The following is a 20,572-nucleotide window of genomic DNA, read 5'->3' as shown; positions in this document are numbered from 1 at the left end:
CGTCGCATGCCTCAAAAACCCTTGTTGCTGCTAGCTGCCTGCATCGCAGCTTCCGCTGCGCTAGTCATGGCGGCTCACGCCAGTCCGCTCTGCATCAAGGAACGGACGCCGTTCGAACTGTCGGGAGACACAGTGACGTGGACGCTGACCATCCAGCCTGGATCCGACTGCATCCAGGGCCTGCGTTGGTCGTACATGCAGATCTTCAAGGTATCGGTCGTGAGCGGACCATCAAGGGGACAATTGACCGTGGTCGGGTCCGGCTTCCGCTATCTGGCAGCAGCCGACAAGCAAGGTCCCGATAAATTCACCCTTCTGATCTCGGGTAAAAAGCTTCACGGTGCAGGGACATCGACCCTAGAGGTCGAGGTCAATCCTCAATAGCTCGCCGAGACGCCGCTCTCTTAGGGGACAGGAGCGTTCCGTTATTTACCGAAAATCGGGCACGGCGGCCGAACGGCTGATGTTCGCGATGTTCTCTTAGGCCAGCCGGCGGCACACCTACCGCCTACTTGAGGCACTGCCCCGGGTTCTGTTTCCGTAATAGGGTATAGCTCGCCCGCCGCGGGTCAGGGGCGCCTGGATCCGGCTCGGGTAATTCGGCGTGGCCGTGCTGCCCGACGGCTGCGACGGATTGACAATGATCACGTTGCGGTTGGGCGTCGAAGGGTCGTTGACGCCCTGGGCCCAGGCAGCGGCGGGCACAAGCAACGCAATGGCGATCAGAACTGGTCGTTTCATACGATATCTCCCAAGCATGAACGTCAGGGAGGCGATCACCGTTCCTTCACGCTTCGTTGGGTCGCAGCCTCAGCGGGGAACGGCAACCAGCTTGCCATCGCGCCAGACGCCTTGAGCCGACTTTCCAGCAGGCAGCCTGCCCGAGAGGTTCCGAACGGCGGTCGGCCGCGAGGCCGTCTGATTGGTTTGCGCCTTCTTCGTCGGCGTGGTGATGATGCTGGAGCTCGTGGTGTTGGCCTGATCCTTGATCCCTTGTGCAACGGCAGGCGAAGCCAGGAACGTCAAAACCGAAAGGACTGCTAGAACGCCGCGCATGGCCGAACACCAGAATGAGGAGCTTGGCGAAATGTCACAGGTTTTCCTCTAAAAGCAAGCACCTTCGAAACACCGCGGGGCTTTGCCAGGCCCGGCAATGACAGGGGAAGCTGCCTCGGTGGAGACGTTTCAAGCGGAAAGACCTAGCGAAATAGCCCTAACCGGGCTACTTGATCGGCCTTGATGACCGACTCCGGTGAAATTGCGGCCAACGCTCCTTCGACGCAACAGATCAAAGCCGGGTTTATCCGTCTCCTGTCGAGCCGAATCCGCGCCGTATCCGACGATCCCCGGCAGATGCGGGAGATCGTTTATGAGCTGGCGCGCGTCAAGCTTCTGGAGCAATTCACCCACGCCGAGGCGCGGGAATCCCGGGAGCTTCAGCAGGTCCTCGAAAGTGCCATCAAGGAGGTCGAGCGTTCCTTCGAGCGCAGTGATGCGTCGGAACCGCAAAATGTTGTACCCCCGCCGATCCCGGCCCCCGCTCCGGTTTCGGCTTCGCCGCCTGCTGCGAAGGACGCGGGAGCACCGCGCCGTCCCGTGGTTTCGCCGCGATCGCCGGATCAAACTAAACGCAGCGGCGCCTTCACCTTTCTGGTTCGACTGGCCGGCATTCTCCTGCTCATGGCCGGCGCCAGCACCACGGTGATCTATTGGCCGCGTTTGAGGACCCAAGTGTCCGCACTGTCACAATTGGTGCTGCCATCCGAGCGCGCGCCGGGCAACCCAGAGCCCCGGCCGGCCACCGCCCCGCCCCCGTCGGAGAGCATGAGTGTTGAACGAGCGCCCGACAGCGCAAAGGAGCCGGCGCCACCTGCACACCCCTCCATGCCTTTGCCGACGACCTTCGGCGTCTACGCGCTGAACGAGGGGCAGCTCCAGGAACTGAAGCCGGTCCCCGGAAAGATTCCAGACCGCCGCGTTGCGATCTCGGCGGCCATCAACACGCCGAGTGCAACGACCCTGACAAGCGGAGATGTCAACTTCATCGTGTTCAGACCGGACGGAAGCATTGAGGCAAGCGTGACCGAGGTTCGAGTCGTCGCGAAGGTGTCCCGGTCAATGGGCGTCGATGCCTCCGGCAAGGCCGCCATAGTCAACGCGGGCGATTCCTGGGTCATTCGCAGCATGTCCTACCCCTACAAAGTGGGGCCGGTCGAGGATCAGCAGAGGATGCTGTTGCTGCAACCGGAACAGGACGGCTTCACGCTGTCGCCGGGCCGCTACATTGTCGTCGTCAAAGGCATCGGCTACGATTTCACCGTGGCAGGGACGATCACCGATCCCAACCAATGCGTCGAACGTATCAACGCGGCAAACGGCGCGTTCTATTCTCCCTGCCCGCCGCCGCGTTAGATCGACGGCCGCTACTTACTGGGCTTGCTGTCCTTGGCCGCCTCCGCCGGCGCGTCGTCGACCTTACCGTTGTTCGCGACGCATTTTTGGAAGTATGCGCGCTGATCCTTGGCCGTTCCCTTGGCGCTCCCCGCCGCCGGGTTGCCGATTTGCCTGGGCGGAAACGCCTTGGCCACCGCCGCTTCGCATGCGCGCGCCACTTCGGCGGTGATGGCCGACGCCGTCGCCGGCGCAGCCAACGTCAACACGCATGCCAATCCAACCAACCTTCGCATATTCCTGACCGGCACCTTGCTGCTCCCTCGAAGCGTGAATGCTTGCCGGGACCATAGCAAAAAGGATCGACGCGCCAAACCGCAAAGCGGCGCCGAATTGTCACGCGGTGTGGCCTGGGAGTCTCGAAGGATGGCCGAGCGCGCGGCAAGAGCTCCAATACTAGCTGTTGAGCTGCGGCGGCTTGAAATTCGGAAAACGCGTGAGCATTGCGGTCTTGACGAACTTCAGGTGCCCGATGCTGCTCGCCAATTCCTTGAGCCGGCGCTGGCCATTGGAGATATCAGCCGCAAAGAGATCCTGGTGATGATTGTCGAGCGCCTCTCGCTCGAGGTACTCGTCGGTACCGTTTCCGAAGGTGACGGAAGCGCGCGCAACTGCGTCATCGACACGCCGGTTGAGGCCGGCCTGCTCCCTCTCCGCTTCCTGCAATGCCGTTTCGATCGCCGCCAGGACGGCACCGATCCGCGTGCGGTCGGTCTCCGCATCACGCTCCGCGGAGCGGGCCTTAAAACCTTTGTCCTCGCGGCGGGAGCCGAGAAGATTATGCGCGCGTGCTCTCAGGAACAGCTGAAACATGTGGGCCATCCCCATTTTCGAGATCTAAGCCGCTACCATCGGTCAGGCATAGTTAACAAAGCCTAAATCCTGCGTCCGCCCCGCCTGGCTTTGTGCGATCCAGGCCCGCCAGGCTCCTTCGTGCTTGGAATAGAGCTCCAGCCACCGAACGTCGTCAACCGCGGCCGCTCTCGTGCCTGCGCGGGTTTCGGCCACGATTTGCACCCTCTCCTTCGGTGCAAGATCCAGCGCCTCGAATTCCGCCGTCTCCTCCAGCGAAAGGCCTATCAGAACACGATGCCCTTGCGCGTCAACAAAATATCTGCGCGGCGCGTTCTGCCGTTGATCAATCATTTGAATGACCCTCGCTCATGATCCAGGGACCTGGAAGATCTCTCAGATGCCGGCCATAGCTACAAACAAACGCAATCAAAATAAGAGCGCAAGTCGTCGCGCCCAGCAACGCAATCAGCCACGTCATCTACGCCTACCCGCACGCCCTCCGGAAATAGAGGGCCCGAACTCGCAATGAACTGATCCGTCTTAGGTTGCCTTGCCTGGGCGCTCAAGGACGGCGGCAGATTAACCTAACCGCACATGGTTATTTCGACTCCGCCACGACGACCATTCACCCGGGTCAGCACGCGCGCGGCCCCGCGGTTACGATGGCCGCTGGGTGCGACCGGCTTCCATCGAAGTGGGGGTATAGGGTGCATAAAGACGATATCGTGCCGATCGCTTCCGCGAGCGCCACGCCCGTACGGCATAGCCGCAGCCAAAACCCGCTGCGAAAATCGAAATCAAAACCAAAGCAGCTAACATTGGAATATTCCCACGTTTGCCGGAACGCTCCTCCCGCGCTCATTTTCATCTTTTCGTTGTGTCGACTTCAAGTTCGTCACCGCTGAAACTTTTGTCAGACGAAGATGAAGTTTGTGCAACGTGATGCTCGAAGATTGGTCGGCACGCGAGGGCACAGAGCGCGGAGAAGAGGCTCCAGTTCTTTTTACCAGAACTCGCCACGCCGACACCATGAACCCTCGTTCATCTTGGTGCTTCAAACGTCGACCGGCACGGATGAGACCGCCGTCGGAGGGCGCGCATCGGATTCGCCAGCGAAACACCGTGGTTATACGGAGCGTCGCGCATCGATTTCATCGCAGTAAGGTTGAGCAGTTAGCTTAATCCGCGTTGTTTGTTGCGAAGTCTCACCGATCGCATATCCATCTCGCACCGGGCTCCCCCAAGCCCGGCCCCACCCAAGCAAAGCCGTCGAGCGAACATGGGTCGCTTGGCGGCTTTGTCGTTGTGTCGACAAGAGGATGATTTCGGTTATGGCGCGCAAGCCCTGGTCGTTCAAAGAAGACCGCCGGCTCATGGAGCTGGCCAAGTCTTCGGCTTCGCTGGAAGAGGCCGCGAAAGTTCTCGGACGCTCGCCTGATGCGATCAAGCGCATGGCCTTGCGGCTTGGTCTTTCGCTGAAGCCGAAGACGGGCAAAAAGAGCTAGCCTCGGAAAGGCGACGGTGCTCGCCTTGAGCCCCGCAGCACGACCTCCCGCGCTGCGTGAAGACGACCGACCTCACTGATGGGGCCAGCAGGTCACTGTAAAAGACTCAGAGGTCACGCTCTGCAGATGCGGGCGTCAGCCTACAGTCGAAACAGAGTAATCATGGCTTGTCTCGCCGGGACGGAACCAGACCTACGTTTGGGTGTTAGTTCGAATCTCACAGCGAGGTCTGGCAGTGCTCCACTTTGCCATTTCCGCGGTTTTGGTTTGGCTGGCGATCAACATCGCCTTCGTGGTGCTTCGGCTGCGGGCCGCCCGTGATCCCGCAGCGCCCCACACCGACAGGTCAGGCAGAGCTTATCCAGAGGCCGTCTCCCCGCGCCCCCGATGAGCGCGACCAAGCTGACCTGACCTAGTTGCGCGTCTTCTTCTGGGACCCCATCCCAGGGCTCGTTCCATAGTTGGGTGTCCCCGTCCCCTTGAAGGCTCCGCCCATGCTGTCCGAACCGGAATTCGTCGCCGTGCCGCTGCGGGAGGTGGGCTGAGTGCCCGATGGCTGGTCTTTGGTTCCCTGCGCCCAAGCCGCGGAGCTTCCGACGACGAACGACAGGAGGAGGAGGCTTAACGTCCTGATCATACTGCTCAACTTTCCATGCTCGGGCCGCACGACATCAGTCAGCCAACCCCTCGGTAGCCCTTCCGGACCGGTCCGCCCGTTAAACCCTATCTTAGCCCCCGCTGGCTAGAATCAATTCCCAAAATCAGTTCCAAAATCAATTCCAAGATCAGTCACCAAGCCTCTCCTGAATTTCGCCTGGACCGGATGAGATTACAGCGGCCGAACCTCTCGTTTGCGGCGCTCGTTGTTGCGAGCACGATGGCGTTCGGGCTGGCGGGCCATTTTGCGGCAGACGGCGTCATTCGCCACCAGCAGGCGCATCAACTGAACGAGCTGACCGAGGTCGTTCTGCGCCGCTCCGAATTTGCGGTCGATTTCGCCGCGGCCAGCCTCGACGAACTCGCCAAGCGAGATCTTGCCAGCTGCGCACCGGCGGCGCTGCAAGCCATCCGGCTCCACGTCTACCAGCGCTCGGCGATCAAGGACGTCCGTCTCGTCAACCCGGACGGATCGGTGATCTGCTCGGCCTATTCCGAGACGCTCGAGTTCGACAAGGGCTGGGCGGATCGGCGCGACATGCTGCCCTCACACGACAAGAGGCTCTCGCTGTTCCGCGTGGAGCAGTTCGGCGGCGACGCATTGGGCGTGCTCAGGGACGTCAATCGCAGCTCCGCGCTGGTCGCCATCGTCGGCATCAACGCCGGCCTGTTCGATCTCATGCCCGCCGAGCTGCGCGCGCACAGCGAGGTGATCCTCGCCTTGAGCAATGGCGAGAAGCTCGGCGAATTCCGGCTCGATGCCGACAGGCCCCTGCCAGGGCCGATCAGCTTCGACAGGCATTCCACGCGCTTCCCGCTTCACGCCACGATCCGGCTCGAGCACGCCGTGCTTTCGAGCTGGAACAGCGAGGCGTATTGGCCGGCGCTCGCAGTCGCACTTGGGCTTGGTGCACTGTTCGGCATCCTGCTGGCACGCAGCCGCCGGATGGAAGGGCCGGTCGCCGATCTCGATCGCGGCCTCGCAACCGGCGAATTCAAGCCATACTACCAACCCATCTTCGAGCTCAGGACGGGCCAGATCACCGGCTGCGAGATTCTGGCGCGCTGGGTTCGTCGGGACGGCTCGGTGGTGCCGCCGATGAACTTCATTCCGCTGGCCGAATCCAGCGGGCGCATCCAGGTGATGACCTGGCAGATCCTGAAATCGGCGCTCGCCGACCTGCAGGGCGTGCTGAAGGCGGACAAGACCTTCAAGATGTCCGTGAATGTCGTGCCCAAACACCTGCTGAGTGCCGGCTTCGTCGAGACGCTGCGTCGCACGGTCCTGGCAGCGAGAATCTCCGCACGCCAGATCGTGGTCGAGGTCACCGAACGCGACGAGCTCGACGATCTCGCGCACGCCGCGACCGTCGTGGCCGAGTTACGCGACCACGGCTTCCGCGTCGCAATCGACGACGTCGGCGTGGGTCACAGCGGTCTGTCGCGACTGAAGGGACTTGGCGCCAACACGATCAAGATCGACAAGTTCTTCGTCGACACCATCACCGTGGATGCATCGACCACGACGATCGTCGAGATGTTGGTCGCGCTCGCCAAGGACTTCCGCATGACGGTCGTCGCCGAAGGAATCGAGACCGAGGAGCAGCGCCGCGCCCTGATCGCCTCCGGCGTCGAGGAAGGGCAGGGCTATCTCGTCGCCGCACCGCTGCCCTTTGCGAAATTCAGCGAGCTCGTCGATTCACGCCGCCACTCCGCATCTGCAGCGCAGGCCGGCGACGTCCTGGTGGCCTGACCATCTTCGCCGGACTGCCCCCGGGCCGGCGATAGCGGCCAGGTTTTAGGCAGCCCGCGCCGCCCGAAGAGCGACCTTTAACGATGTTCTCGTCTTTCGGAGCGGAATGGCCCTCGCGCGGTTATGGTAGGCCATGCGTCGAAATCACCTCATCGCAGCCGCGGGAATCTGCCTCGCCCTCATCGCCTATGCCACCCTGGCAAGGCTGGCGGGGCGGCCGGCGCTGATGGGGCATCACGAGGCTTACTGGATCGTCGTCATCGAGCGCTTCAGCGCCTATGGCCTGTTGGGCTTCCTGCTCGCTTTCCTGTTGCCCGGCCGACTCGCTTTGGCCTGCTCGCTCGTCATCGCAGTTGCGATGGGGCTGGAAGTCCTGCAAACGCTGACCCCCGATCGTGATCCGGGTTTCCTGGACGTGCTGCAAAAGGCGGCAGGAGGCACCGTCGGTGTCATCCTCGCCCAGACGATCCTGGCCTTCTTGCCTCGGCCGCCAGCCTGAAGCCCACGGCGCTGACACATTCTTCAGCGCCACGGCGACATCCCCCTACTTCATCATCTGCCCGCGCAATTCGCCGCCTGGGTTCGCGGCCGTATGGATGTTCGCGTACCATTTGCCGGCCAATAGATCCGCCGCCTGGGCATCCGTGAGCGTGGCGCTGCCCTGGATAGGACTCTGGACCGTCTTGAAGGGCAAAGCGATGCCGGCGTTTTTGCCCGCATCACTGGGGCCATGAAAATGGGCCCCCATCGCCGGCCCAGTCAGATTGGCAAACGTAATCGTATAGGTCAGGACTTTGGTCTGGGTGTCGAACGCGGCCTCCGCCTTGCCTGAACCGGACGAGCCGTTCGGAGGCACTTCATTGCTGCCCTTGAGGTCGGCCTGCAGCTTGACGACCTCCGCACGTGACGGCGCGGTTGTGACGATCAGCAGCCCAACGAACAGCACCGTTCCCAACAGCGTCACGCCGACCCGATACTTGGCTTTCCTCATGGCATTCTCCTACAGGCTCTACGGCCCGATGCGGTTGAAACCCCGGCCCCGGCTCGAAATTCCGGAGACGAGTCTATGCCTGATTCGCGAAAAGCTGGCGGCGATCCACCGGTGGCACGTGGAACGATCTGCGGGGCCTGACGCCAAGCGAGCTAGGCTGCCCCGCGCTCGCGGAACCCGGTCGGGGCCAGGAGTTCGGCCATCTGCCTGTGCGTGCTTTGCAGCGCCTCGATGGCGCCGTCGAGATCGAAATCCGCTTCGCGGATTGAGGCGAAGAACTTGGCCGTCAGCGCCAGGTCGAGCTTGACGCGCGTTGCGCCGTCGCGGCTCTTGCGACGGTCGAGCGACAGATGGATGGCCCGCATTCTGGCTTCTGCGGCTGTACAGCCGCTGAGTGTCGCCAGTTCGTCGTATGTCATCCAGATCTGAGGCATGGTCTCGTCCGTCCTTTATTGCCGCCTCATTCCTAACTTTCTGCGCCTGAATGCATCGTTGCCGCAGCGCGGTCGCAGCCCGCTTCGCTGCGATAGCGTCAACGCAAGACTAAGATGCGGGCGGCGGCCTGGAAGGCGCAGGAAATTGGCGCGGCCGCGAACGGCGGTCGAGGCCCTTGGGCAATTTGTCATTGAGCTTCACGACGGCGCCTCGCGCCTCCACAGCCGGCGCATCTTCCTGGCTGTAGATCAGCGTCACCTCGAACATCACGTCGGGCGCTTCCCTGGCCGTTCCGGAGCAGGTCGCCATCGCACCGCTGCACACGCCGGCGAGGCTGACCTCGACCTCGTCCAGACCGAACACGGTCGGCGGCCCCTCGGCATAGCGCCGCGTGGTCAGCACGGCCGTGAAGCGCTGATCGTCATCGAACTGATAGGAGCCGCCATAGGTGAAGAAGCTGTCGCTGCCGGAGATCCGTCCGTCCGCCAGATGCACGATACCCGTGCCCTGGCCGCGCGGCGTCCTGAACCAGGCCGCGTATTTGCCGTCTCGCATCATGGAAATGTCCGCCGTAAAATTCACTGATATTTGCAACCAACTCTGGGGCGCGACAATGACCGACGCGGCGAGTATTCCGCGACGGTTAACGCCCTGCAAAGCCGACTCGTCAAATTGCCGCCGCATCACGTGGCGACGCAATCAAAACAATTCTATGCCGTCATTCGCAGTCTCGACCGCCTCGACCCGGCGCATGGCGGCGATCGATGCCAGTCCCAGCGCTTGCAGGAACTCCCGATGAACGTCCCGCTCGCGCTCCATCGTGTAGCGCGCGAAGAGATCGTCGAGGATCGCCTGATCCTGCAGCTCCGGCTGTAGCCGCTGCGCGCTTGCGCTCGCAGTCTCGAGCCGCGTGGCGACCGCAGGCAAGGCTGCGGAGCTTTCGCCGAGCCTTGTCATCAGGCCCTGGGCCGAATTCATCAGCCGCTCGAATTCCGCGCCTTCGTCGACGAGCCGGCTCATCAGCTTGCCGAGCCGTTCATTGCCAGCCTCGACCTCGCGCAGTGCCTGAAGGATTTGCGGCTCGAGCTTGGCAAGCTGGGTGGGATCACCCTGCACGCGGAGCTCCTTCAGCTCATTGGCCGAGCGCTCGATCCCGTCGAGCACGGGCCTCAGGCGCGCGGCCCCCGCGGAGACCTGGTCGGCGGTCGCCTTGAGCTCGTTGGCGATGACGACAAAGGCGCTGCCGCGGCTGCCGAGATGGCTCGCCTTGAGGCCGGCATTCATTCCGATCAGCGTGATGTCGACAGTCGCTTCGGCAAGCCCTGCGATCGCCTGGCGAAATTTTGCCAGCGTGTCCTCGACGATCGCCAGTGCCTCGTCGACCGAGCGGCCGGCACTCTCGCAGGTAGCGATCAGGGTCGATGCGTGCGCCAGCGTCTGTTTGATGCGCGTCAGGAACGACGACGAGCCGCCCTCCTCGCCGCCGAACAGCGTGCGGCCGTGGCCGACGACGCTGCCCGCATCGTGCAGGATGGCCGTCAGCGCGCCGACGATCTGGCCGACGTCGCCGCCGAACTCGCGCTGGGCATCCCTGAGCTGGGCCGCCTGCAGCCGGCAAATCGCACGCACGCCGTCATCGCTCGGCACCGTTTCAGGAACGAGGCTCGGCGCGGCTTCCGACGCAAGGCCGAGGCCATGGGACACGTGCTCGAGACGCTGACGCGTGCTGTCGCCCGCCTGCAGCGAGATGATCGCGCTGCCGACCGCCTCGGCGATCTTCCTGGTGCTGGAACTGGCGCGGTCGGCCAGATGGCTGCTCTTGCTGCGCTGGTCGCGTAATCCGGAATAGGCCGCGCCGAGTTCGGCGCTCTCCGACATCAGCTGGGCCCGGTAGCGGCTCTCGAATTCCTTCTGCCGGCCGGAGGCCGTGGCAACCGCCTCGGACAGCCCCTGCTGGTCGCGCGCGCAGCCTTCGATCGAGCGCTGCACGGCCCTGCCGAGATCGTAGGCTTCCTGGGTGAAGGCGAGAAAGCCCTCGCGGTCGCCGTCGAGCGAGGCCGCCTCGATCCGCGCGCTGCGCGCGATGATGGTGATCATCTGGATGTGCTTGAACAGCGGCTTGAGCAGCGAGGACGCCTCCGCCGTGCTCTTGCCGATCGTCTCCAGCAGGGCGCTCTCCGCCGGCAGCGCCTGCGCCAGCTCGCTCAGCTGCGCGGCGATCTCCTGCAGCGCCGTTGCGGCGCCCTCGATCTCGGCGCCGGAGAGCTCACCCGAGAGCGTAGCTAAGCCCTGGTTCAGCTCCTTGAAGATGAGGTGGCCGCAGCCGAGCTCGTGACCGACGCGCGCGAAGACGTCCTCGATGCGCGAGGAGACGTCCTCGATCGCGATGGTTGCCTCGGCGAGCGTGTTGGCCGGAACGGGCGACATGGCCATCAACCCGCCACCGCGGCGTGCCCGGCCTGATACCAGAGCATGATCTCGCGCGGGATGTGATGCAGCGAAACGACCTTCTCGACACCGCCATGGGCGATGGCTTCCTTGGGCATGCCGAACACCACGCAGCTCTCTTCGTCCTGCGCCCGCGTCGAGGCGCCGAGCTTGCGCATCTCCAGCATTCCGCGCGCGCCGTCGTCGCCCATGCCGGTCATGATGACGCCGAGCGCGTTGGCGCCGGCATGCTGGGCCGCCGAGCGGAACAACACGTCGACTGAGGGGCGATGCCGCGACACCGGCGGGCCGTCCTTGATCGCGATCTGGTAGCGCAGGCCGATGCGCTGGAGCAGCATGTGGCGGGCGCCGGGCGCGATATAGCCGCAGCCCGGCAGCACCGGCTCGCCGTCCTCGGCTTCCTTGACCCTGATCTGGCAGACGCCGTCGAGACGCTTGGCAAAGGCCGCGGTGAAGCCTGCCGGCATGTGCTGGACGATGACGATCGGCGGACAGTGCGGCGGCAGCATCTCGAGGACGTCGTTGAGCGCCTCGGTCCCACCGGTCGATGCTCCGATGCAGACGATGCGCTCCGTCGTCGGACGGACCCTGCCCCGCACCGGCGGCGGGATGATGGCGTCGGCGGTCAGCTTCTTCTCGATAGCCCGGCGTTCCGCACGCGGCCGCACCCGCGCGCGCGCAGCCGACTTCACCGCCTCGCGCAGCCGCGTCGAGCATTCGAGCAGCGCCAGGCGCGTGTCGATCTTCGGCTTCGGCACGATGTCGACCGCGCCCGCCTCGAACGCCTCGAACATCACGTTCGAGCCCTCTTCGGTCAGCGAGGAGCAGATGATCACCGGGATCGGGCGTTGCGCCATGATCTTGCGCAGGAACGTCATGCCGTCCATCCGCGGCATTTCCAGGTCGAGGATCATGACGTCGGGGATCTCGTCCTGAAGACGCTTTGCAGCCACGAACGGATCGGAGGCCGTTGCCATCACCTCGATATCAGGATCGTCGTTGAGGATCGTCTGCAGGATTTGGCGCACCGACGCCGAATCGTCCACGATCAGCACGCGAACCTTCTCCCTCGGCATCTTGGTTGCGCTCCGGCTAGACCTGGAAAATGGTTGGCTGAACCTGCTTCAGCCCGGGCACGGCACTGTGAATCATCGATTCCGAATGTCCGACCAGCAAATAGCCGCCGGGACGCAAATGGCTGCACAATTGCTCGACCACCTTGCGCTGGGTCTCGCGCTCGAAATAGATCAGGACGTTGCGGCAGAAGATGATGTCGACGTCACGATCGACTGGATAGGACTTGTCCATGAGATTCATTCTCATGAAATGTGTCGCCCGCCGCAGCTCGGGTACGACCCGCACCTCACCGCGCGACTTGTCCCGCGACGTCGAGAAATATCGTTTCACGAAATGCTCGGGCACCGGGCCGAGCACGTCGCGCGTGTAGATCGCCGTCTTGGCGAGGCGCAGCACCGCGGTCGAGATGTCGGTCCCGAGGATGCGGTACTGGAAGCGCGAGCCGTTCCGCGTCATGTCGTCCAGCACCATCGCGGTGGTGTAGGCCTCCATGCCGGTGGAGCTCGCCGAGCTCCAGATCTTCAAGTTCGCGTTCTTGCGTCCATGCGACTTGAGCAGGCCGGGAATCGCGACGTCGCGCATGAAGGTGAAGTGCTGCGGCTCGCGGAAGAAGTCGGTCTTGTTGGTCGTCACCACATCGATGAGATGGGTGAGCTCGGTATCGAAATGATCCGCCTCGAACAGGTTCTCGACATATTCGTTGAGACCGGTGAAGTTGAGCGCGCGCACACGCTTGTGCAGCCGCCCCTCCAGCATCAGCCGCTTGCCCTGCGGCAGCTTGATGCCGACCTGACCCTCGATCAGTTCGGCGATGGTGCGGAAGTGGCGGTCCGACAGATGCACGGCCGTATCCTGTACGGCGGGCATCATGGCCGCCGGCCCCGGTCCACGACGGCCACCTGCACTGAATGTCGGGCCGTACGGGCCATCTCGAATCCTACGCGTTTAAACAACCGATGAAAGACCGGTCCACCGTCCCAGGGCAGACCGGCCTGCAAAAATCCTAGCGCTGAAAATCGGCGTCCCGATCATCCTCGCCGTCATGCATGTCGAACGCAAAGCCGCCGCCACCGGCAACCTTCACGGCGCGCGCCGGCCTGGCCTGCACGACCTTTTTCGCCGGACGCTCGGCAGCCGCCATGGTGGCCGCCTTGGCGCGCAACTGGCTCACCGCCCGGTCGATCGGCGCCGACGCCTGGCTCTTGGCGCCGTGCTCGATGCGGAAATAGGCGATGGTGGACTGAAGCTGTTCGGCCTGCGAAGCGAGCTCCTCCGAGGTCGAGGACACCTGCTCGGACGCGCTGGCGTTCTGCTGACCGACCTTGTCGAGCTGCTGGATCGCCTGGTTGATCTGGGCCGATCCGACGTCCTGCTCGCGGCAGGCCGCGGTGATCTCCTCGACGAGCTCGGCGGTCCTCTTGATGTCAGGGACGAGCTTGGAGAGCATCGCGCCGGCCTCCTGTGCCACCTTGACGGTGTCGGCCGAGAGCGTGCCGATCTCGGCCGCGGCAGCCTGGCTGCGCTCGGCGAGCTTGCGCACTTCGGAGGCGACCACCGCAAAGCCCTTGCCGTGCTCGCCGGCGCGCGCGGCCTCGACCGCGGCGTTGAGCGCGAGCAGATCGGTCTGCCGCGCGATCTCCTGAACGATCGTGATCTTCTCGGCGATGGTCTGCATCGCGTTGACGGCGCGGCCGACCGCGGCACCGCTGGCTTCGGCGTCCTTGGCCGACTGCGCGGCGATCTTCTCGGTCTGGTTGGCGTTGTCGGCATTCTGCTTCACGTTGGACGCCATCTCCTCCATCGAGGAGGAGGCTTCCTCCGCGGACGAAGCCTGCTCGGTCGCGCCCTGCGACAGCTGCTCGGCGCTCGCGGAGAGCTCCTGGCTGCCGGCGGAGACGTTCTGCGCCGCCGTCAGCGCTTCGGACACGATCTGGCGAAGCTTCTCCACCATGCGCTCGAGCGCAAGGCCCAGCGTGTCCTTGTCCGACAGCGGCTTGGCTTCGATCGTGAGGTTGCCCTGCGCGATCTCGTTGGCGACGGCCGCGGTGGCGTTCAGATTGGCGGTCATCGCGTTCAGGGATTTCACGAGATCGCCGATCTCGTCGTTGCTGGAAGCATCGATCTTGTGGCTGAGATCGCCGATCGCGACGGCATCCGCCAGCCCGACCGCCTTGGCGAGGGACCGGCTGATATTGATCGAGATCCAGACTGCGCCAATCGCGGCAACGATGAGCGAGACGATGACGAGGACGATCAGAACCAACTGGGCACGGCGGCTGTCTTCGTTGGACTGCACAGCCTGCTCGGCCATCTGCCTCTTCGTATTGGCGACATAGGCTCCCATCGCCTCCGTCGCATCCGCAACCACCTTGCGCCCGTCACCCATTGAGCGCTCGGTTGCCTTGGTCTTATCGGTCTTTGCCAGCCTGATCGTCTCTTCCTGAAAGACGTTCATTCTGGCGTAGGCGCTGGCGAAGTTGTCGAGCAGCTTCTTGCCGCCTTCGCTGGCCATCGCATAGACCTCGTCCCTGATCTTCATGGCCTCATCGCGGAGCTTGGCCGCGTTCACCGCGAATTCCTCGGCCTCGCTTGCCGTTCCAAGAATTGCGTTCTTTTCCGCCCTGACCTGTTGCCAGATGATCTTTTCGACCTCGGCTGCTTTCTCCATCCGCTTGGCGCGAAGCACCATGGAATCTGCGGTCGCGGCCATGTCGGACAGCTTCATGTAGCTCACGGCGCCTGCTACCATGAACAGAAGAATGACGACGCCAAACGCGCTGGCGAGCTTGGCTTTGACGGTGAATCTCATTTTCAGTCTCGTTGGTTCGAATTGGGGGGCTTACGCGTGACCACGCTTCACTCTCGCAAACTCAGGCGGCGCGCGGCGCATCTGTAGCCGTGTCGCGGCCTTCCGGAACTTCGTCATTGGCCATCAGCTTGGCGAGATCGAAGATCACGACGAACTTCTCGCCCTTGCGGCCGATGCCGGCGGCATAGTCCGATTGCCATTTCCCGCCGACCTCTGGCACGGGCTCGATCGCCTGCTCGTCGATGTCCGTGACCTCGAACACGCAGTCGGCGACGAAGCCGACGCCGACCAGACGGTCCTTCATCGGCACATCGAGGATGATGATGCGGGTCGCCTCGGTGGCGGCCACGCTGGGCAGGCCGAGCTTGTTCCTGAGATCGACGATCGGATAGCCGCTGCCGCGCACGTCGATCATGCCGAGCAGGAAGGTCGGCGCGTGCGGAAGCCGCGAGATCGGCCGCATGTCGAGGATTTCGCGCACGTTGCGGATGCTGATGCCGAACGTCTCGCCGGCGAGCCCGAGCGTCAGATATTGCGAGGTTGCGGCCATGATGCAGTCCAGGATTCCCGGTTGGAAATGGGTACGGTCCGGCACAAGGCCGGACCGGTTGATCAGCGTTGGAACTCGGCGTCGCGATCGTCTTCGCCGTCATTCATGTCGAAGGCGAAGCCGCCGCCACCGGCGACCTTCATCGCACGTGCCGGCTTGCGGGCAGGCACCGGCTTCTTCATGCCGCGGTCGGCGGCCGCCATGTGCGCAGCCTTGGCCCGGAGCTGACCGACGGCGCGGTCGATCGGCTCGGCCGCGGCCTCCTCCTTGCGCGTGGCATGCTCGATCCGGAAGAACGAGATGGTGGACTGCAGCTGCTCGGCTTGCGAAGCGAGCTCCTCCGAGGTCGAGGACACCTGCTCGGAGGCGCTGGCGTTCTGCTGGCCGACCTTGTCGAGCTGCTGGATCGCCTGGTTGATCTGGGCCGAGCCGACGTCCTGCTCACGGCAGGCCGCGGTGATCTCCTGCACCAGCTCGGCGGTCTTCTTGATGTCGGGCACGAGCTTGGACAGCATCTGGCCGGCCTCCTGGGCGACCTTCACGCTCTCCGTGGACAGCGTCCCGATGTCGGCCGCGGCGGCCTGGCTGCGCTCGGCAAGCTTGCGCACTTCGGAGGCGACCACAGCAAAGCCCTTGCCGTGCTCGCCTGCGCGAGCGGCTTCCACGGCCGCGTTGAGCGCGAGCAGGTCGGTCTGGCGTGCGATCTCCTGCACGATCGTGATCTTCTCGGCGATGGTCTGCATCGCCTCGACGGCACGGCCCACGGCGACACCGCTGGCTTCAGCGTCCTTGGCCGACTGCCCCGCAATCTTCTCGGTCTGGTTGGCGTTGTCGGCATTCTGTTTCACGTTCGAGGCCATCTCCTCCATCGAGGAGGAGGCTTCCTCGGCCGACGAAGCCTGCTCGGTCGCGCCTTGCGAGAGCTGCTCGGCGCTGGCGGACAGCTCCTGGCTTCCGGCGGAGACGTTCTGCGCCGCAGTGATCGCCTCGGCGACGATCTGCCGGAGCTTTTCGACCATTCCGTTCAGCGACCTGACGAGATCTCCGATCTCGTCGTTGCTCGCCGAGGGAATGGTCTGGCTGAGATCGCCCTCCGCGACCGCACCTGCAAGGCCAACCGCTCTTCCGAGCGAGCGGCTGATCGAGATGGAAATCCAGAGCGCAGCCCCGATCGCAACCGCCAGCGAGATGCCGATCAGCGTCATCAGTAGGAACTGGGCCTGGTGCCCCTCTGCCTTGGACTGGACGGCCTGCTCGGCCATCTGCTTCTTCGTATTGGCGACATAGGCGCCCATGGATTCCATCGCGTCTGCGACGACCTTGCGGCCGTCACCCATCGAGCGCTCCATGGCCTTCGGCTTGTCGGTCTTCGCCAGCCGGATCGTTTCTTCCTGGTAGGTATTCATCTTGGCGTATGTGGCTGCAAAGCTGTCGAGCAGCTTCCTGCCGTTCTCGCTCGCCAGCGCGTAGACCTCATCCCTGGTCTTCATCGCTTCCTCGCGAAGCCTGGCGGCATCGGCGGCAAACTGTTCGGCCTGAGCCTCCGTACCGAGCACCGAGTTCTTCTCGGCACGTAGCTGAAGCAAAATGTCCTTTTCGATCTGCGTCGCCTTTTCCATGCGGTTTGCGCGCAGAACCATGCTGTCAGCGGTCGCCATCATGTCGCCGAGCTTCAGGTAAGCCACGCCGCCCGCAATCCCGGACAGGACGATGATCACGCCGAACGCACTGGCAAGCTTTGCCTTGACGGTAAATCTCATTTCCAGCCCCTACCCCGGTCTCGCCCGAGACCTCATCTCAATTTAGAATGCGTTCCATGTTCGGAACGATGACGAACTCTTCGCGCCACTTGGCAATGAAGCGAATGAACTCCGGCTTCCAGTGCATGCCGACGCGCGGCGTCTGCTGCACGTCGGTCTGGGAGATCTCCGTGACCTCGTAGACCTTGTCGGCGGTGACGCCGACCAGAACCGGCTCGCCGTCGAGCTCGAGCTCGATCACCACGATGCGCGTATCGGCCGAATCCTCGAGCTGCGGCATGCCGAAGCGGATGCGCAGGTCGGCGAGCGGAATGACGTTGCCGCGCACGTTGATCACGCTGGGAACGAAGGCGCGCGCGCCTGCCACCTTGGTGACGGGGACGGGATCGATGATCTCGCGCACGAGGCCGGCGTCGAGCGCGAACTTCTCCTCGCCAAGGCCGATCATCACGACCTGCATCGCGTCAGCCTGCCGTTCGCCGGCCAAACCATCGTTCATCACGCCGCCTCGCTGATATGCTGCTTCTCGACCTTCGACTGCGCCAACGCGACGAGCTGCGCGACGTCGAGGATCAATGCCGCCGTGCCATCGCCCAGGATGGTCGCGCCCGAGAACATCGTGACATCCGAATGCAGCTTTGAGAGCGACTTGATCACGGTCTGGTGGTTGCCGATGATCTGGTCGGCGACGAGACCGACGTGAGTCTCGCCGGTCGAGATGATGATCGTCTTCTGATGACGGTCGGGCGTGCCCGATGCCGTCATGATCTCGCGCAGCCGGAGGAAGGGCACCAGATTGCCGCGCACGTTGAGGAAATTGCGACCGCGCGAGCGCTCGTCCTCGGCGGTCAGCTCGATGCATTCCTCGACCGCGGACAGCGGAATGATGTAGCGGCCTTCGCCGACGCGGATCAGAAGACCTTCGATGATCGCCAGAGTCAGCGGCAGGCGCAGCGTCACCGTGGTGCCCTGGCCCGGCCGGGTCGACAGGTCGATCGAGCCACGCATGTTCTCGATGGTACGCTTGACCACGTCCATGCCGACGCCGCGACCTGATAGCGCCGAGATGGTCTGCGCAGTCGAGAAGCCGGGATGGAACAGGAACTGATGGACCTCGTGATCGGTGAGCACGGCGCCAGTCGCGATCAGCCCCTGCTCTTCGGCTTTCGCACGGATGCGCGCGGTGTTGAGGCCACCGCCATTGTCCTTCACGGTGACGAGCACCTGCGCACCGGAATGGACGGCGGCGAGCTCGATACGGCCCTGCTCGGTCTTGCCATTGGCCGAGCGGGTCGCGGTATCCTCGATGCCGTGATCGATGGCGTTGCGGATCAGATGCACCAGCGGATCCGCCAGGCACTCGATCATGGTCTTGTCGAGCTCGGTATCTTCGCCCGAGGTGACGAATTCGACGGGCTTGGACAGATCCCGCGACAGATCATGCACGAGGCGGCGGAAGCGGCCGAACAGCGATCCGATCGGCACCATGCGCGCACCCATCGTGGTATCGCGCAAGGAGGAGGCGAGGCGCTCGATCTCCTCGGCGATCATCTTGATCGAGAGGTCGGAGCCGGAGGCGGCGAGCTGGGTCAGCCGCGCCTGGGCGATGACGAGCTCGCCAACGCGGTCCATCAGCTCGTCGAGACGCTCGGCCTGGACGCGAACGGTGGCGATGCCGCGATCGTCGCGCTTGGCCTCGAGCTTCGGTTCAGGCTTTGATTCCGATTTCGGCTCTGCTTTTGCGACGGGCTGCTCGGCGACGGGCGCGGCAGCAGCCTCGACCGGCGGCGCAGGCATTTCGACCGCCGGGGCCAGCTCCTCGTCGAGCAGCTGGAACAGCGGTGCCGGCGCAGGCGCTTCGACATGCTCCAAAGGCGACAGCGTCAGCTTCATCTCGTCCTGGACGAACATGAAGACGTCGTCGATCGCATCCTTGTCGCAGGCCGCGTGCAGCTTGACGTCCCACTTCAGATAGCAGTCTTCCGGCTCCATCTCGTCGAGGAACGGGACGCCGTCGGTAACGGGCACGACGAAGCAGGGGCCGAGCTTGCAGAGATCTTCCAGCAGGTCGAGCGGGTTCGAACCGTTGCGCAGGATATGGGTTTCGAATTCCAGATAAAGGTGCCAGCCGGCCTGCTTGGTCCCGGCGGGAGCCAGCGGCGGGGCTTCGGCAATCTCCATCACCGCTGCAACAGGCTGGTCGGCCGAGACGAAGCGCTTGAGGTCGTCGAGGATGGCCTCGCCGATGATGTCGTCGGTCGACTGGGGATCTTCGATCAACGCGCGGATGTAGTCCTTGGCGGCGAGCGCGACCGAGATCAGCTCCTGGGTCGGCTTGATCTCGCCCTTTCGGACGCGGTCGAAGGCGGTCTCGAATTCGTGGGTGAAGGAGGCGACCTTGTCGAAGCCGAACATGGCGCCCGAGCCTTTGATCGTATGCAGGGCGCGGAAGGCGGAATCGACCAGTTCGCGGTCGTCGGGACGCTGGCCGAGATCGAGCAAGGCCCCTTCAAGAACTTCGAAGAGCTCGCTGGCTTCCTGACGAAAGACCTCGGTCGGGTCCATTGCGCTCATGCGCGCACCAGCTTGCCGACCACGGCGAGCAACTGCTCAGGCTTGAACGGTTTGGTGATCCAGCCGGTGGCGCCGGCGCTCTTGGCTTCCTGCTTCACCGTGTCGTTGGATTCGGTCGTCAGGAACACGATGGGCATGCCGACCGCACTCGGCAGCTTGCGCAGCGCCCGGATCAGTTCCAGCCCGTTCATGACGGGCATGTTGAGGTCGGTGATCACGAGATCGAGCTTGCCGGCCTGCGCCTTGGCGAGGCCTTGCGCACCGTCGCCGGCCTCGATCACGCTGTGACCGGCCGGCTCGAGCACCACCTTGATCATTTGCCGGATGCTGGGGGAATCGTCGACGGTCAGAATCGTGGCCATTAGGTGCCATCTTTCTTTTGCGGGAAATGCTGATCGATCATCGCCTCGCTGGTGAAGCCGGCGCGGCGAAGGGTGTTGCGAAGAGACTGTGAGAATGAGGTCAGCACCACCGGGCGGCCCTGAGCCTGGCCCGTCTTGGCTGTCGACAGCAGAAGCTGGATCGAGGTCACGTCGGCCTTGTCGACGCTCGAACAGTCGATCTCGAGCCGCTCCTGGCGGCCGAACGCCTCGCGAATGAGCTCATAGACATTGCGAATGGCCGCGATGCTGCAATCGGCGGGCAACCGCAACGACCACTTTGGCTCCGTGGGATTGAGCGCCATCGCTGCCCCGCCTTTGCTAAAATTCCACTACTCGTTTGACGCGAATCCGGTGAGCAAACTCCTAACGCGGGCATCCGTACAA

22 protein-coding genes are annotated in these 20,572 nt (G+C 63.7%); 5 read left to right on the top strand and 17 right to left on the bottom strand.

All coding sequences use genetic code 11. From position 1 onward, the window contains the following. The first annotated feature begins 6 nt into the window (after nucleotides 1–6). Nucleotides 7–384: an Ig-like domain-containing protein gene (locus A3AS_RS0107935; protein ID WP_018317064.1), complete on the top strand. Its 378-nt coding sequence runs from the start codon at nucleotides 7–9 to the stop codon at nucleotides 382–384. A 426-nt stretch (nucleotides 385–810) separates the two neighbouring features. On the opposite strand, the gene A3AS_RS0107930 is transcribed toward A3AS_RS0107935, so the two are convergent. Then, a complete protein-coding gene (locus A3AS_RS0107930) occupies nucleotides 811–1,056 on the bottom strand; it encodes a hypothetical protein (RefSeq protein WP_018317063.1) in 246 nt (81 codons plus the stop codon). A 183-nt stretch (nucleotides 1,057–1,239) separates the two neighbouring features. Here A3AS_RS0107930 and A3AS_RS0107925 point away from each other — a divergent pair, with 183 nt between their 5' ends. After that, entirely contained in the window at nucleotides 1,240–2,412 is a 1,173-nt protein-coding gene (locus A3AS_RS0107925; RefSeq protein ID WP_018317062.1) for a hypothetical protein, read from the top strand. Between the two features lie 11 nt (nucleotides 2,413–2,423). On the opposite strand, the gene A3AS_RS0107920 is transcribed toward A3AS_RS0107925, so the two are convergent. The 3 genes from A3AS_RS0107920 to A3AS_RS0107910 form a co-directional block, all read right to left on the bottom strand. After that, nucleotides 2,424–2,660, bottom strand: coding sequence for a hypothetical protein (locus A3AS_RS0107920; RefSeq protein WP_244550789.1), 237 nt, complete (start codon nucleotides 2,658–2,660; stop codon nucleotides 2,424–2,426). Between the two features lie 187 nt (nucleotides 2,661–2,847). Then, nucleotides 2,848–3,264 carry a hypothetical protein gene (locus A3AS_RS0107915; RefSeq protein WP_026201779.1) on the bottom strand — a complete coding sequence of 139 codons (417 nt, stop codon included), beginning with the start codon at nucleotides 3,262–3,264 and terminating at the stop codon, nucleotides 2,848–2,850. Between the two features lie 42 nt (nucleotides 3,265–3,306). Beyond that, nucleotides 3,307–3,597, bottom strand: a complete 291-nt coding sequence (locus A3AS_RS0107910) for a hypothetical protein (protein ID WP_018317059.1) — start codon at nucleotides 3,595–3,597, stop codon at nucleotides 3,307–3,309. Between the two features lie 980 nt (nucleotides 3,598–4,577). Here A3AS_RS0107910 and A3AS_RS48195 point away from each other — a divergent pair. The 3 genes from A3AS_RS48195 to A3AS_RS0107890 all read left to right on the top strand — a co-directional run bounded on the left by A3AS_RS48195 (nucleotide 4,578) and on the right by A3AS_RS0107890 (nucleotide 7,660). Then, entirely contained in the window at nucleotides 4,578–4,751 is a 174-nt protein-coding gene (locus A3AS_RS48195) for a hypothetical protein (protein ID WP_018317058.1), read from the top strand. Between the two features lie 823 nt (nucleotides 4,752–5,574). Next, nucleotides 5,575–7,161, top strand: coding sequence for an EAL domain-containing protein (locus A3AS_RS0107895; protein WP_018317056.1), 1,587 nt, complete (start codon nucleotides 5,575–5,577; stop codon nucleotides 7,159–7,161). Between the two features lie 133 nt (nucleotides 7,162–7,294). After that, entirely contained in the window at nucleotides 7,295–7,660 is a 366-nt protein-coding gene (locus A3AS_RS0107890) for an antibiotic resistance protein VanZ (protein WP_018317055.1), read from the top strand. A 45-nt stretch (nucleotides 7,661–7,705) separates the two neighbouring features. On the opposite strand, the gene A3AS_RS0107885 is transcribed toward A3AS_RS0107890, so the two are convergent. From A3AS_RS0107885 to A3AS_RS0107825, 13 genes are all read right to left on the bottom strand, one after another. Beyond that, entirely contained in the window at nucleotides 7,706–8,152 is a 447-nt protein-coding gene (locus A3AS_RS0107885; RefSeq protein ID WP_018317054.1) for a CHRD domain-containing protein, read from the bottom strand. A gap of 152 nt (nucleotides 8,153–8,304) precedes the next feature. Beyond that, the gene (locus A3AS_RS0107880) at nucleotides 8,305–8,586 is read right to left on the bottom strand and encodes a hypothetical protein (protein WP_018317053.1); all 282 of its coding nucleotides are present in this window, start codon (nucleotides 8,584–8,586) and stop codon (nucleotides 8,305–8,307) included. Between the two features lie 109 nt (nucleotides 8,587–8,695). Further along, nucleotides 8,696–9,145 (bottom strand): hypothetical protein, encoded by a 450-nt coding sequence (locus A3AS_RS0107875; protein ID WP_018317052.1) that lies wholly within the window; start codon nucleotides 9,143–9,145, stop codon nucleotides 8,696–8,698. A 141-nt stretch (nucleotides 9,146–9,286) separates the two neighbouring features. Further along, entirely contained in the window at nucleotides 9,287–11,014 is a 1,728-nt protein-coding gene (locus A3AS_RS0107870) for a chemotaxis protein (RefSeq protein ID WP_026201777.1), read from the bottom strand. A 5-nt stretch (nucleotides 11,015–11,019) separates the two neighbouring features. Continuing rightward, nucleotides 11,020–12,111 carry a chemotaxis response regulator protein-glutamate methylesterase gene (locus A3AS_RS0107865; protein ID WP_018317050.1) on the bottom strand — a complete coding sequence of 364 codons (1,092 nt, stop codon included), beginning with the start codon at nucleotides 12,109–12,111 and terminating at the stop codon, nucleotides 11,020–11,022. A gap of 16 nt (nucleotides 12,112–12,127) precedes the next feature. Then, entirely contained in the window at nucleotides 12,128–12,982 is an 855-nt protein-coding gene (locus A3AS_RS0107860) for a protein-glutamate O-methyltransferase CheR (protein WP_018317049.1), read from the bottom strand. Nucleotides 12,983–13,115: 133 nt separating this feature from the next. Beyond that, nucleotides 13,116–14,921, bottom strand: coding sequence for a methyl-accepting chemotaxis protein (locus tag A3AS_RS0107855; protein WP_018317048.1), 1,806 nt, complete (start codon nucleotides 14,919–14,921; stop codon nucleotides 13,116–13,118). A 61-nt stretch (nucleotides 14,922–14,982) separates the two neighbouring features. Continuing rightward, entirely contained in the window at nucleotides 14,983–15,471 is a 489-nt protein-coding gene (locus A3AS_RS0107850; protein ID WP_026201776.1) for a chemotaxis protein CheW, read from the bottom strand. Between the two features lie 62 nt (nucleotides 15,472–15,533). After that, entirely contained in the window at nucleotides 15,534–17,231 is a 1,698-nt protein-coding gene (locus tag A3AS_RS0107845) for a methyl-accepting chemotaxis protein (protein ID WP_018317046.1), read from the bottom strand. Between the two features lie 37 nt (nucleotides 17,232–17,268). Next, nucleotides 17,269–17,730, bottom strand: a complete 462-nt coding sequence (locus tag A3AS_RS0107840) for a chemotaxis protein CheW (RefSeq protein ID WP_198293683.1) — start codon at nucleotides 17,728–17,730, stop codon at nucleotides 17,269–17,271. Beyond that, entirely contained in the window at nucleotides 17,730–19,805 is a 2,076-nt protein-coding gene (locus tag A3AS_RS0107835) for a chemotaxis protein CheA (protein ID WP_018317044.1), read from the bottom strand. The genes A3AS_RS0107840 and A3AS_RS0107835 overlap by 1 nt, the downstream gene beginning before the upstream one ends. Beyond that, nucleotides 19,802–20,167 (bottom strand): response regulator, encoded by a 366-nt coding sequence (locus A3AS_RS0107830; RefSeq protein WP_018317043.1) that lies wholly within the window; start codon nucleotides 20,165–20,167, stop codon nucleotides 19,802–19,804. Before A3AS_RS0107830 ends, A3AS_RS0107835 begins: the two co-directional genes overlap by 4 nt. After that, nucleotides 20,167–20,490: a lipid asymmetry maintenance protein MlaB gene (locus A3AS_RS0107825; protein WP_018317042.1), complete on the bottom strand. Its 324-nt coding sequence runs from the start codon at nucleotides 20,488–20,490 to the stop codon at nucleotides 20,167–20,169. Before A3AS_RS0107825 ends, A3AS_RS0107830 begins: the two co-directional genes overlap by 1 nt. Nucleotides 20,491–20,572: the final 82 nt, after the last annotated feature.

The sequence above is a fragment of the Bradyrhizobium sp. WSM2793 genome (genome assembly GCF_000379585.1).
Classification (GTDB): domain Bacteria; phylum Pseudomonadota; class Alphaproteobacteria; order Rhizobiales; family Xanthobacteraceae; genus Bradyrhizobium.
Note: the sequence above shows the minus strand (reverse complement) of the source record. Positions and strands in the feature narration are given on the sequence as shown.